The organism is Bacillus sp. RZ2MS9 (assembly GCF_001816185.2).
GTDB classification, from domain to species: Bacteria; Bacillota; Bacilli; order Bacillales; family Bacillaceae_G; genus Bacillus_A; species Bacillus_A cereus.
Genome location: NZ_CP049978.1, coordinates 231,716 through 245,000, shown reverse-complemented (window position 1 = coordinate 245,000; position 13,285 = coordinate 231,716). Strand labels below are relative to the sequence as shown.

The window sequence follows — 13,285 nt, the reverse complement described above, 5'->3', positions numbered from 1 at the left end:
CGCAGGTAGGACTCGAACCTACGACCGATCGGTTAACAGCCGATAGCTCTACCACTGAGCTACTGCGGAATAATGAAGACAATTTGTATCTTATAAAAATTCTCTCTGTAAGTCAAGAAGTTTTTAACAACATCTTGTTCAAACGTGACATGTTTATAATATACTGGATTGCGTTTTTACTGTCAAGATGTTTTCGATATCGGTTTGAGTTTCCCTTTACACTTTCCACAGACATATCTTTTTGTATTTATTTGACGCCTTCTTACATATTGAAGTGAACACTCCATACATTCATACTTATAAATCTTTTTTTCCTTCTCTTCATTAATCATTTGTTTACAAAAACGTGGTGCATCAACTTTCTTTAACAACTCACGAAATTCCCTGTCCCTGTGCTTATACCCTCTTCCTGCAATATGTAAGTGATAATGACAAAGCTCATGTTTAATAATCCCGACTAACTCTTCTTCACCATACACTTCGTAATATCGATAATTCAGTTCGATATTATGACTCTTCAATAAATAACGCCCACCAGTTGTACGTAATCTATTATTAAACACTGCTTTATGTAAGAACGGTACCTCAAAGTATTGTAGTGACACTTCTTCCACTAGTCGCTGAATTTCTTGCTCATCCACTCTCATTCCTCCTAAACAAAAAAATATTTTTACACTTTTCTCCCTTCTTATACATATATTAAATAGTACATATACCCATCCTCATGTAAGAAACGTGGTTTCTAAAAACAAAACATGAATAGAAATCCACTCACCAACCTCTCATCAATAGCATTTTAGATTTTTGAGAGCAGGATTAAACAAGGAGGGATTCCTATGCCTACGTGGCTAAAAAAACAAATGCAACGTGCATATTTCGAAAAAAACCGGTATCAAATTAAATTATTAAATGAATGCTGGTTTTATTATAGCAAAATACATCAAAGCTCATAATCCATTACACTTTTTATTCCATAAAAAAAGAGCAGTTTCGTCTGCTCTCTTCTCTTACTATTCAATCGGCAACATAGATAGTGCAACGCGTCCTTTTTTTGTATCAATATCATCTACCCATACTTTTACAATTTGCCCTACTGACACAACATCTAACGGATGCTTTACAAACTGTTTGCTAAGTTTAGAAATATGTACTAAACCATCTTGCTTTACGCCAACATCAACAAAAGCACCAAAATCAACAACGTTACGAACTGTTCCTTCTAGTTCCATACCACGTTTTAAATCTTCTAATTTCAAAATCCCTTTTTTCAGAAGTGGTTTAGGCAACTCATCCCTCATATCTCTTTCTGGACTAATAAGCGCATCTATAATATCAACTAACGTCGGCTCCCCAACTCCTGTTTCTTGAGATAACTTAGAAATCTCTACTTCTTCCAATCTCTTTTGTAATTGCGGTTGTCCTACGTCATCTATCGATAACCCTAGACTCTTCAATAACAATTCAACATTTTTATATTGCTCTGGATGAATACCTGTTCGATCTAATGGATTCGCTCCTTCTAGTATACGTAAGAAACCTATACATTGTTCATACGTCTTTGCACCTAAACGCGGGATTTTCTTTAATTCCGTGCGCTTTGTGAATTTCCCATCTTCTTCTCTCTTTGCCACAATATTTTTCGCAACAGTTTTCGATAAACCTGAAACATATTGTAACAATGCAACCGAAGCCGTATTTACATTAACCCCAACTTGGTTAACAGCTGTTTCTACTACAAATGTTAATGACTCATTCAGTCTCTTTTGAGATACATCATGTTGGTATTGTCCAACCCCAACTGATTTAGGATCAATTTTCACAAGTTCAGCAAGTGGATCTTGCAGACGTCTTCCAATAGAAACGGCACTTCTCTCTTCAACTTGTAAATTTGGGAATTCCTCACGAGCTAAATCAGAAGCTGAATATACACTAGCACCCGCTTCATTTACAATAATATAAAAGACATCTCGGTTCACACTTTGTAATACATCTACTATAAACTCTTCTGTTTCTCTAGATGCTGTCCCGTTACCAATTGCAATCATTTCAACTTGATATTTATCTATAATAGAAAGAACTTTCGTTTTTGCATCATCATATTTACGAACAGGTGGATGCGGATAAATAACATCGATATGTAGTACTTTCCCCGTATCATCTACTACAGACAATTTACAACCAGTTCTATATGCCGGATCTACCGCTAGCACGACTTTCCCTTTCATCGGAGGTTGTAATAATAAGTTACGTAAGTTCTCAGAGAAAATATGTATCGCTTGTTCTTCAGCTGTTTCTGTTAATTCTTTACGAATTTCTCTTTCGATTGAAGATTGAATTAATCGTTTATAACCATCTTCAATCGCTAATTGTACATAATGTGCACTTTTCGAATCGTTATCACGAATTACTTTCTTATTTAAGAAAGTTACTATCTCATCTACTGGCGGAACAACAGCAACTCTCAATATATCTTCTTTCTCGCCACGATTCATTGCTAATACACGATGTGGTACTACTTTTTGCAATGGTTCTTCATAACTGTAATACATTTCATATATATTCTTTTCATCTTTTTCTTCATCTTTCACGGACGAAGACATAACACCTTTTCTAAAAGTAACATTTCGAATCCAACTACGATACGCAGCTTCATCTGAAACCATTTCTGCAATAATGTCTTGTGCACCTTGTAAAGCTTCTTCTGCAGATTGCACTTCTTTCTCTACATTAATAAATTCCACTGCCTTTTTAGCCGGATCTTCTTTCTTATATAACAATAACCATTCAGCTAATGGTTCTAATCCTCTTTCTTTAGCGATTGTCGCTTTCGTTCTTCTTTTCTCTTTATATGGACGATATAGATCTTCTACTTCTTGCAACTTTGTAGCTTTAACAATTTGCTGTCGTAGCTCTTCTGTCAGTTTCCCCTTCTCATCAATAAGACGAAGAACTTCTTCCTTCCTATCTTCAAGTTGCATCATATATTGCCATCTCTCTAAAATCGTACGAATTTGCACCTCATCTAAAGAGCCTGTCCATTCTTTTCGGTAACGAGCAATAAATGGAACTGTGTTACCTTCTTCTGTTAATTGAATAACATGACGAACTTGCTTTTCGGTAAAGCCTAATTCTTTCACTAACATTTTCATTAACGCTTGTCGATTATCTACCATTTCCATATACAACCGTAACCTCCTCTATAATAAAAAAAGTTGCCCTTCAAAGAGAGCAACTTAAACTGCCGATTTAAAAATCTATTAGTCCTAAACTAATTTGTAACGCTTCATCTACACGACTCATCATCACTTCATCCAAATGAGTGATTTTGTCCGTTAAGCGTTGCTTATCGATTGTTCGAATCTGCTCAAGTAAAATAACAGAATCTCTCTCAAAACCATACTTTTTCGCATCAATTTCCACATGAGTGGGTAATTTCGCTTTTTGAATCTGTGCAGTAATAGCCGCTACAATCACCGTTGGACTAAAACGATTTCCGATGTCATTTTGAATGACAAGAACCGGACGAACGCCTCCTTGCTCAGAACCAACAACTGGGGAAAGGTCTGCAAAATACACGTCGCCGCGTTTTACAATCAAAATATTACCCCCCGCTAACTAAGCGTTCTACTGTATGAGCTGCTTCATACTCTGCTAAGAAAGCTTCAGATGCAATACCAAGATTAATTTTTCCCATTTCAATGTACCCACGTCGCATTGATTCATGTTGGTAGCGTTTCTTCGTCTTATGTTGACGCAATAACAATTGTGTTGCCTGGCAAATTAGTTCATGGCGATTCTTATTCTCTTGTTTTCCAATTCCGTCCAATTCCGTTACCATTTGCTTTGGCAACCGAACCACGATTTCAGTAGTTACACTTGATTCGGACACAAAAATACACCTCCACCGTCAACTACACACCCAAATATATATATGACACCTATTGTAATAATACCATTGTATGGAGCCTGTTGCAAAGACTTCCTTATTCCTTGCTTATGTTTTCCAATTCACAAACAAAACATTCATCTTCTTAAATTTTTTATCTCATAACTAACTCAAAACAATAGAACCCCTCTTCAAAACTTACGTGCAACTTATATAAAAAATGATTATAAGTAAAAAGCTTCTCATCAAAAAGAGCTTATTATCCAGCAATGAACAGTCACTCCAATGACAAGAAGCAATCATACTACCTTCTATATATTGTTCAAGTAATTAATTATCTCTACAACCTTACCATTCCGTATAAATATTCTTGGCACACGGAAACTGATCGTTGCAATAATTTCATAATTAATAGTCCCTGAGTATTCCGCAACCTCTGTAGCGCTAATATACTCATCTCCTTGCCTTCCAATAAGCGTAACTTTCGTACCAAGTGGCACTTCACAAGGAAGATGAATCATGAACTGATCCATTGTTACTCGCCCTACAATCGGTACCCTTTTACCATTTATAAGCACTTCAAATCCTTGTAACCTTCTAAGCCACCCATCTGCATAGCCAATCGCTACAGTCGCAATCCATTCTTCAGTTTTCGTTCGATAGGTGACGTTATAACTAATTCCATCACCTTTAATTACCTGTTTAATATGAGCGACTTTCGTATGAAGTGATAGCGCCGGTTCTAATTCAAATGGTAAAAAAGGACGTATTTCTACAGAAGGAGATAATCCATACATTGCAATCCCAATTCGCACTGCATTAAATGTAATCCCTTGAAAACGTAACGTCGCAGCACTATTAGCTGTATGAACAAACTTAGGATCCACTCCGAATTCTTTCAACCAACTTAACTGCTCCAAGAACGTGTTATATTGCTTATCAAAATACGAAGTCTCAACCTCATCTGCCGTTGCAAAATGCGTGTATACTCCTTCTAACTCTAAAAACGGTGCACCCTCTAAACTCTTTAAAAATTCTTTTAGCTCTTTTCTTTCACGTATTCCAATTCTCCCCATACCACTATCAAAGTTAATATGGAATTTCATTACAGATGAACCATCCCAAAGTTTAATTGCTTCTTCCACCCATTCTTTTTGAAAAACAGTTAGCGCTACATCATTTTCAGCAGCTACATTTACATCACGCGGCGGCGAGGGACCTAACACTAAAATCGGTTCAGTAATACCAGCCCTCCGAAGCACTAAAGCTTCATCTAAAAAAGCAACAGCTAACCTTGTTGCACCTGCTTCTAATGCCGTTTTAGCCACCGGTACATAATCGTGCCCATATGCGTTTGCTTTAACTACAGCAAAAATCTCTACATTACTTGGGATGAACTCTTTAATATGTGTAACGTTGTTATAAATGGCATCTAAATCCACTTCCACCCAAGTGTCACGGTAAAATGGTGCTTCTTCCATAAATACACTTCCTTATACACGATATGCGAAGCTTATTCTTTTATATGCTTCTTTTATGAAATCCACCTTCAAACTAAGAAAAGACGTGGTGCACATATATCACCACGTCTAAGAAGTTTACTTCACCTGCTTCGCTGTAACTGAACGAGCAACCATTAACAGCTCCTTCGGCTCTAAACCTTTAGACACGAGCATATATTCTACTCCGTTATGCGACCACGTTACAGAGTCTTTCGTTAATGCACCAATCGTAAACCCAAGATCAACTGGTTCTCCACTTACACTTACCGCTGATGACGCCTCTGCAACTTTTGCCTTTTCTTGTATTAAAGTAAAGGATTTCTTATTTCCAGTGTATGTGAGTATCGCACGCTTGCCACTGTCTGTCTTCAACTCTTTTTCATCTTGCAGAGTCATACCTTGTGGTGTATCAAGTGGATACAAAATAGCAAACGGTTTGTCTTCTTTCGCTGTTGTTTGAACATCTACCTGTGCTCTAGACATATTTTGTTTCGTATCAAATGCACCTTTATCAAATTTCGCATCGAATTTCACTTTAGAGAAATCTACTTTCACAAGAACATTTTGATCATTATCCATTAACTTCACTGAAACTGGAGTCAAGTCGCTCTTATTCAATGTAATCTCTTGTCTCGGCAACATATTTTGATGTTGATAGTTTGTTTTTGTTTTAAAAATATAATACTTATCTGTTTTCTCAAAAGTAAGGTTTTTCTTGTCCTGCAAAATATCTCTTACAAGTGATTCATATAAATAAGCCTGGCTACTATTTTGCGGCCAATCACTTTGAAAACGGAAGCTCTTATTAAGTGCTGGCGTTAATACAAATACACCTTCTTCATTTCTCAAAATAATTTGGCTCTGATCTTTTTTTGCATTCTTTAAATTCACACGATAAAAAGACGGTTCCTTATGCCAAATCTCTACGTTATACTCTTGAGGCTCATTGCCTGTTTTAATAGATAATTTTGCCTCAGCTTGATAACTTTTCATCCCTTTTACTTTTGATTCTAAATCTCTCACGACATCATCTTGCTTCTTTTCCACACAACCCGCCAACACAAAAACGGTCAACAAACCGACAAGAACTAAAAACAGACGCCTTTTCATCAATTCAGCCCCTTTGCCCCTATAAATGAATGGAAGATGTACCTTCCTTATCGCTACCTCAAATATATGAGACAAAGATATAAAATATGCAGACTAGCGTGACGAGCTTTCTAAAACAACTTGAGCAACAGCAAATTCCTTACTATGACTAATTGATAAATGAACAATATACTCTGTACTTGTAAACAGAATTGGCTTACCTCTTTCATCATTTTTCACTTCAATATCTAAAAAACTCACTTCTTTTCCGATACCAGTACCTACAGCTTTTGAATACGCCTCTTTCGCTGCAAACCTTCCAGCTACAAACTCTGTAAGGCGACTTCCTTTCAGCTCCATAGCAACATTACGTTCATTTTCCGTTAAAATACGTTCCATAAATTTAAGCTTTCCATCTAGCATTTTTTCAATACGATTTAATTCAATAATATCGATACCAATCCCTATAATCATTTCGAAATCCCCTTCTTCTATTTAACTTTCTTCTTTCATATTGATAAGAATAACAGAGAATCTTTCTGATGCAAAAGGGGTGAAAGTAACCGTATGCTAATAAGATCCACTCATATTTCTTTACAACCGACTATTCTTACCTTACTTCTTATTCATTTAGTCATGATGATATTAGGCGACTTTTTTCTCTTACCACTGGCAGCCTCTAATGAATATATCGCTAAAGGAGAATGGTGGCGTGTCATAACTTCTCTTCTCGTACACGTAGACTTACAACATTTTCTTTCTAATAGTATTTTTTTGTTCGCTCTTGGTTCTTCTATCGAAAAGCAACTCGGACACTTTTCTTTTTTTATTCTATTTTTTCTCTCTGGAATTTCTGGAAATATTTCTTCTTATATTATTATGCCGCTTGAATATATTCACGCAGGTGCATCAGGTGGTATTTTCGGACTATTAGGTGCACAGTTATTTTTATTGTACAATCGATACCGCTCTTCAAAACCAAAAGAAATTGCCATTTTCTCAATTATGATTCTTCTATTACTGCTATTTACTTTCTTTAACCCTTCTGCCAATCCGATCAGTCATTTAACAGGTTTAATAACCGGTGGCATTTTAACCCCTTTTTTAACCAAAAAAAACGATGGTGCAAAGCTTATTTAATATAAAAGCTTGCACCATCGATAATTTCTACATCTACTTGTTCACTTAAATCTCTCATTAATTGAAATAAAGACTCATCCTTCATCTTCGCCTCAATCATACAATCAATTTGCGGAACACTTCCCTTTATCCTTCTTAAAAAAGATAAAAATGCCTCTACATTAATATAATCTGCATGAGCTCTTGGATCTTTTCCCTCTCTAGGGCTAGAGATATGCATTTTAACCGGCAACAAAGACGTTTCCCACGTATGAACGACACGTGCCCAATCTTCATACCAATCTTCTTGCTCATTATTCATCATATGGTGATGTAAGTCAAATACGACGGGAATATCTAATTTTTCTCCTAAATATAATGTTTCCTCTAACGTAAAGGTTGTATCATCATTTTCTAATATAATCATTTCTTGAATACCCCTTGGGACATTCGACCAATTCTCTATAAAGCGCTCTAATGCAAGTTCTTTATCTTTATATCCTCCTCCGACATGCAGTACACATCGTTGCTTATGTTCAATCCCCATACCTTTTAATAATTTTTTGTGCATCTGCAATGTTTTTACAGATTGTTTAAAAACACTCTCCTCAGGTGAATTTAGTACAACAAAATGATCTGGATGGAAATCAATTCTCATATTCATATGAACTGCATATTCACCTAGTTTTTTTAAATTTTCTTTTAAAGGACGAATATAGTTCCACTCTAGCAATTCCTCATGATTCGCTAAAGGAATGAGCTTTGAACTGAGCCGAAAGAAAGATATGTCATGCCCTTTATTATGCTTTAATAAACGTAAACAATTTTCTAAATTGGAATTAGCAATTCTTTCAAGTTTACGAATTGCAGCAGCACGATCATCTAATTTCTGAAACTGTGCATACGTCATCGTTTGAGATGGAGATGCATTCTTCAAATGTACACTCATCGCAACGTAACCAAGCCTTACAAGCATATAACAGCCCCTTTTCTATCATAACTATTATGTAGTATGCACAATTATAGAAATAAAAAAAGAGAATGCCCGCAAAGGGCATTCTCTTTTTTTTATTAAGCTTGTGGACGGCTATGATGTTTTCTTTCGCCGCGTCCATTTGAAGAACCAGGGCGACCTTGGCCTTCACCTCTACGACCACGACTACCACCATCACGATTACGATCGCGGTTACCATCACGATTGCGATCACGGTTACCGTCACGATTACGTCCATCACGGTTACGGTCACGATTACGTCCATCGCCACCGCCGCGTGCATCACGACTACGATTACGGTTACCATCACGGTATCCGCCTCCGTTACCGCCGCGTTTTTTAGAACCGCCGCCTCTTGAAACAACAGGTGGTTCTGATGTTAAAGCGATCGGAGTTGTATCCGGCTCTTTAGTCATCATTTTTAAAGCAGCAGCTACTACTGTTACAGAGTCATTTTCTTCTAACATTTCTTCTGCAATACGCTTGTAGTATGCTAAGTTTTCATTTTCAATTGTGCTTTGAAGCTTTTCAGCGATTAAACGTTGTTGACCTTCTAATGCCTCGTCAAGTGTCGGTGCATCCATACGGTCCATTTTACGTTTTGTTGTACGCTCGATATTTTTTAATTGTCCTGATTCACGTGGTGTTACAAATAGCATTGCAATACCTTTTTTACCTGCACGACCAGTACGACCGATACGGTGAACGTATGATTCTGGATCTTGCGGAATATCGAAGTTATATACGTGCGTTACGCCTGAAATATCAAGACCACGCGCAGCAACGTCTGTTGCAACAAGAACTTCAATAGAACCTTCTTTAAATTTACGTAATACAGACATACGTTTCGCCTGAGTTAAATCACCGTGAATACCTTCTGCAGCATAACCACGTAAGTTTAATGCTTCTGATAATTCATCAACACGACGCTTTGTACGACCGAATACGATTGCAAGCTCTGGAGATTGAATATCTAATAAGCGTGTTAACACGTCAAACTTTTTCTTTTCTTGCACTTCTAAATAGAACTGCTGAATGTTTGGCATTGTTACTTCTTTTGCTTTTACTTTAATGTGTTGAGGCTCAGTCATGAAACGCTCAGCAATACGGCGGATTGGATCCGGCATTGTCGCTGAGAATAGTAATGTTTGATGTGTTTCTGGCACATCTGTTAAAATTGCTTCAATGTCTTCAATGAAGCCCATGTTTAACATTTCATCCGCTTCGTCAAGAACAACTGTCTCTACGTTTTGCAGACGAAGTGTTTTACGGTTAATATGATCTAAAATACGACCCGGCGTACCAACAATAATGTGTGGGTGTTTTTTTAGAGCACGAATTTGGCGGTTAATATCTTGACCACCATAAATTGGTAAAATGCGAACACGTTTATGCTTACCAATTTTGTATAATTCTTCTCCAACTTGAATTGCTAATTCACGCGTTGGCGCGATAACAATACCTTGAACCGATTCTTTATGTGTATCCACTTTATCTAATAGTGGTAATCCGAATGCTGCTGTTTTCCCTGTACCTGTTTGCGCTTGCCCAATAATATCTTTACCTTGCAATGCATGTGGAATTGTTTCAGCTTGAATTGGTGTAGCCTCTTCAAAGCCCATACTTTCAACAGATTGCAGTAAAGAATCACTTAATCCTAATTCTCGAAATGTTGTCAATGTTACTTCTCCTTTTCTATCCTATACTTATCATTTAAAAAAAGGCGTTTTCCGAATTTGCGGAAAAGCCCTTTTCCTGAATGCTCACGTATATAAACGGGCGTATATTCTTCACGAAAATACTTCTAAACGTTATTACACTTTATCAATTATAAGTTTTGTATGTGTAAAAAGCAAACCCAACTGTTACCTTATTTTCATATTCAGAGTTTTTTTCTTCACTTTTATTTTTTTATATTTACTGTAAGCGCTTATTATAAGTTTCTTCTATTTTCGTAACTATCATCCCTATTTATATACACCAATTATTTCAACATCGTAATTACTTCTTCTAATTTCATACCGCGAGATGCTTTTATTAATACAACATCTTTCACATCGACTACTGCTTGTAAATCTTTTACTAACTCTTCTTTATTATCATACGCCTTTACACGTTCATTAGGGAAATTAATTTTCGCTCCTTCAGCAATTTGAGCCCCTAATCTACCGTATGTGAATACATGCGAGATTTTTGCTGGATCGATTAATTTTCCTACCTCATAATGGAACTGTACTTCTTGATCTCCAAGTTCTAACATATCACCGAGCACAACGATTTTTTTAGCAAAACCATCTAAACCATTCATTAAATGGAATGCTGCTTCCATAGCCGTCGGACTTGCATTATAAGCATCGTTGATAATTGTTAAACCACTATTTGTTTTCACAATTTCCATACGCATGCCCGTCATTTGAAGTGTTACTAAACCTTCTTTCATCTCTTCCCACGTTACACCAAAATGTTTCGCAATTGCCATTGAAGCAAGTGTATTATACACATTATGTTTTCCTAACACAGGTAAGTAGAATGAAATATTTTCATCTCTATTCATTTTGAAATGTGTCCCAGTTGCTTGTAATGTTACAGTCGTTGGATAATAATCGTTTGCTCTTGCATCACCAAACGTAACCGTTTCTGTTGCTAAATTCATTTCAGGAACACGATTCGTTAATAAAGGCTCATCCCCGTTATATACGAACACGCCACCTTCTTGTAACCCTGTAACAATTTCTAATTTCGCTTCAGCAATTGCCTCACGAGATCCTAAATCCATTAAATGTGCCTCACCAATATTCGTAATGATAGCTGCATTAGGACGAGCTAACTTAGATAAGAATTCAATTTCGCCTCGGCTTGACATACCCATCTCTAATACTGCTACTTCTGTATTTTCTTCTAAGTTTAAAATGGTAAGAGGTAATCCGATATGGTTATTGAAGTTCCCTTCTGTTTTTTGCACTTTGAATTTAGTCGCAAGAAGACTTGTTACAATATCTTTCGTAGATGTTTTACCGTTACTACCCGTTACACCTACAACTTTAACATCCAATTGATCACGATAGTTTTTCGCTAACATTTGCAATGCGGATAGCGTGTCTTCCACAAAAATAACCGGAAGATTCTCAGGTGGATTCGCTACATCTTTCATCCATAATGTAGCCACAGCTCCATTTTCAACAGCTTTATCTACAAAAGCATGTCCATCAAAGCGCTCCCCTTGAATCGGAACATACAAGTTTCCTTTTTCAATTTTTCTTGTATCAATAGACACGCCTTGAATAGTAATTCCCTCATATTGCTCTGCTAATCCAGTACCATTTACCATCTGTTCCACTTGCTTTAACATTCGCTTTATCATATAGAAACGCTCCTTACATAGAGGAAGCACTATTCCTACGAATAGTGCTTCCTCCTTTTTTGTTAGATTGTATATTTAATTTTTTGTTTTTCTTCGTGACGTTCAATCGCTAAACGAATTAGCTCTTCGATTAATTCTGGATACGGTAACCCAGTATGTTGCCATAATAGAGGGAACATACTGAACGGTGTAAATCCTGGCATTGTGTTTACTTCGTTAATATACACTTCTCCATCTTTCGTTAAGAAGAAATCAGCTCGCGTTAAACCTGCACCGTCTAATGATTGGAATGCAATAATTGCATCACGCTTAATTACATTAGATTCTTCTTCTGTCATTTCAGCTGGAATAATTAGCGCCGTATCACCATCGATATATTTCGACTTATAATCATAGAAGTCCTTTTTCGGAACGATTTCACCTACAACTGAACATTTCGGCTCATCATTACCTAGTACCCCAACTTCTACTTCACGACCTACAATATTTTCTTCTACAATAATTTTGCGATCAAATTGGAATGCCTCTACAAATGCATCCTCAAGTTCTTCACGATTTTTACACTTATTAATACCAACACTTGAACCAAGGTTCGCTGGTTTTACGAAGCAAGGATATCCTAACTTATCTTCTACTTTAGAATAAGCTTCCTCACGATTTTTTTCCCATGCACTACGAATGAAGGATGCATATTTTGCTTGTTTTAAACCAGCCTCTGCAAAAATGTTTTTCATAACAACTTTATCCATACCAGCAGATGATGCTAGAACACCATTTCCTACATAAGGGATATTCATTAATTCTAATAGTCCTTGAACCGTTCCATCTTCACCGTTTGGTCCATGTAGTAATGGGAAAATAACGTCAATAGCATTCTCCTCAGAAGCTGCAGATGGGATAATTTCTGTACTTAATGATAACGGAGAAATCGCATTTTCTGCACCGCTCATTTTTAAAGCTTCAACATCTGTTACTTCGCCTTCAATACGCTCACCGCGTACCCATTGACCTTGTTCTGTAATATAAATTGGATGAATCTCGAATTTATCTTGATTTAACGCTTTAATAGCAGCAAGAGCCGTCTGTAGCGAAACTTGATGCTCAGCTGATTTTCCACCATATAATAAACCTAATTTAATTTTCGTCAATGAAATCACCCTAACCAATTGTTTTCATTTTTCTATTTTAGCACTTTTTATAAAAATAGGTAGTTCCTATTTGAAATAAAATGTAACTTCCATAAATAATTAAATAACATCACTTATTGGTTTTTCATTTCATTTTCTATATAGCTACACAAAATAAAATGGCAATCTAATCTAGTTATGTACCTA

The 13,285-nt window shown here is 36.5% G+C and carries 13 protein-coding genes and 1 tRNA gene (1 of these 14 only partly in view); 2 read left to right on the top strand and 12 right to left on the bottom strand.

Translation table 11 applies throughout. From position 1 onward, the window contains the following. Together BHV55_RS01385 and BHV55_RS01380 are read right to left on the bottom strand one after the other, a co-directional pair. Positions 1 to 69 (bottom strand) — tRNA-Asn (locus BHV55_RS01385) (it extends 6 nt beyond the left edge of the window). A gap of 113 nt (positions 70 to 182) precedes the next feature. After that, on the bottom strand, positions 183 to 641 hold the full coding sequence (locus BHV55_RS01380; protein ID WP_000344242.1) for a SprT family protein: 459 nt from the start codon (positions 639 to 641) through the stop codon (positions 183 to 185). A 195-nt stretch (positions 642 to 836) separates the two neighbouring features. Here BHV55_RS01380 and cmpA point away from each other — a divergent pair, with 195 nt between their 5' ends. Then, positions 837 to 953, top strand: a complete 117-nt coding sequence (gene cmpA, locus BHV55_RS01375; protein WP_001143642.1) for a cortex morphogenetic protein CmpA — start codon at positions 837 to 839, stop codon at positions 951 to 953. 57 nt (positions 954 to 1,010) lie between these two features. On the opposite strand, the gene BHV55_RS01370 is transcribed toward cmpA, so the two are convergent. The 6 genes from BHV55_RS01370 to acpS all read right to left on the bottom strand — a co-directional run bounded on the left by BHV55_RS01370 (position 1,011) and on the right by acpS (position 6,951). Continuing rightward, the gene (locus BHV55_RS01370; protein ID WP_000426241.1) at positions 1,011 to 3,179 is read right to left on the bottom strand and encodes a Tex family protein; all 2,169 of its coding nucleotides are present in this window, start codon (positions 3,177 to 3,179) and stop codon (positions 1,011 to 1,013) included. Positions 3,180 to 3,246: 67 nt separating this feature from the next. After that, positions 3,247 to 3,597 carry a type II toxin-antitoxin system endoribonuclease NdoA gene (ndoA, locus tag BHV55_RS01365; protein ID WP_000635965.1) on the bottom strand — a complete coding sequence of 117 codons (351 nt, stop codon included), beginning with the start codon at positions 3,595 to 3,597 and terminating at the stop codon, positions 3,247 to 3,249. 4 nt (positions 3,598 to 3,601) lie between these two features. Next, on the bottom strand, positions 3,602 to 3,889 hold the full coding sequence (locus BHV55_RS01360) for an antitoxin EndoAI (protein WP_000004570.1): 288 nt from the start codon (positions 3,887 to 3,889) through the stop codon (positions 3,602 to 3,604). Between the two features lie 308 nt (positions 3,890 to 4,197). Beyond that, positions 4,198 to 5,367, bottom strand: a complete 1,170-nt coding sequence (gene alr / locus BHV55_RS01355; RefSeq protein ID WP_000390617.1) for an alanine racemase — start codon at positions 5,365 to 5,367, stop codon at positions 4,198 to 4,200. A gap of 117 nt (positions 5,368 to 5,484) precedes the next feature. Then, positions 5,485 to 6,435, bottom strand: coding sequence for a LolA family protein (locus BHV55_RS01350; RefSeq protein ID WP_002004297.1), 951 nt, complete (start codon positions 6,433 to 6,435; stop codon positions 5,485 to 5,487). Positions 6,436 to 6,591: 156 nt separating this feature from the next. Then, positions 6,592 to 6,951, bottom strand: a complete 360-nt coding sequence (gene acpS, locus BHV55_RS01345) for a holo-ACP synthase (RefSeq protein WP_070757059.1) — start codon at positions 6,949 to 6,951, stop codon at positions 6,592 to 6,594. Positions 6,952 to 7,044: 93 nt separating this feature from the next. On the opposite strand from acpS, the gene BHV55_RS01340 reads away from it, so the two are divergent. Further along, positions 7,045 to 7,617 (top strand): rhomboid family intramembrane serine protease, encoded by a 573-nt coding sequence (locus tag BHV55_RS01340; RefSeq protein ID WP_000908523.1) that lies wholly within the window; start codon positions 7,045 to 7,047, stop codon positions 7,615 to 7,617. On the opposite strand, the gene uvsE is transcribed toward BHV55_RS01340, so the two are convergent. From uvsE to BHV55_RS01320, 4 genes are all read right to left on the bottom strand, one after another. Then, a complete protein-coding gene (gene uvsE / locus BHV55_RS01335) occupies positions 7,610 to 8,572 on the bottom strand; it encodes a UV DNA damage repair endonuclease UvsE (protein WP_000961161.1) in 963 nt (320 codons plus the stop codon). The genes BHV55_RS01340 and uvsE overlap by 8 nt on opposite strands. A 95-nt stretch (positions 8,573 to 8,667) precedes the next feature. Further along, positions 8,668 to 10,269 carry a degradosome RNA helicase CshA gene (gene cshA, locus BHV55_RS01330; RefSeq protein ID WP_000206585.1) on the bottom strand — a complete coding sequence of 534 codons (1,602 nt, stop codon included), beginning with the start codon at positions 10,267 to 10,269 and terminating at the stop codon, positions 8,668 to 8,670. A 305-nt stretch (positions 10,270 to 10,574) separates the two neighbouring features. Next, positions 10,575 to 11,951 carry a UDP-N-acetylmuramoyl-tripeptide--D-alanyl-D-alanine ligase gene (gene murF / locus BHV55_RS01325; RefSeq protein WP_000595963.1) on the bottom strand — a complete coding sequence of 459 codons (1,377 nt, stop codon included), beginning with the start codon at positions 11,949 to 11,951 and terminating at the stop codon, positions 10,575 to 10,577. Between the two features lie 62 nt (positions 11,952 to 12,013). Continuing rightward, entirely contained in the window at positions 12,014 to 13,099 is a 1,086-nt protein-coding gene (locus BHV55_RS01320; protein WP_000161427.1) for a D-alanine--D-alanine ligase, read from the bottom strand. Between the last annotated feature and the right edge of the window lie 186 nt (positions 13,100 to 13,285).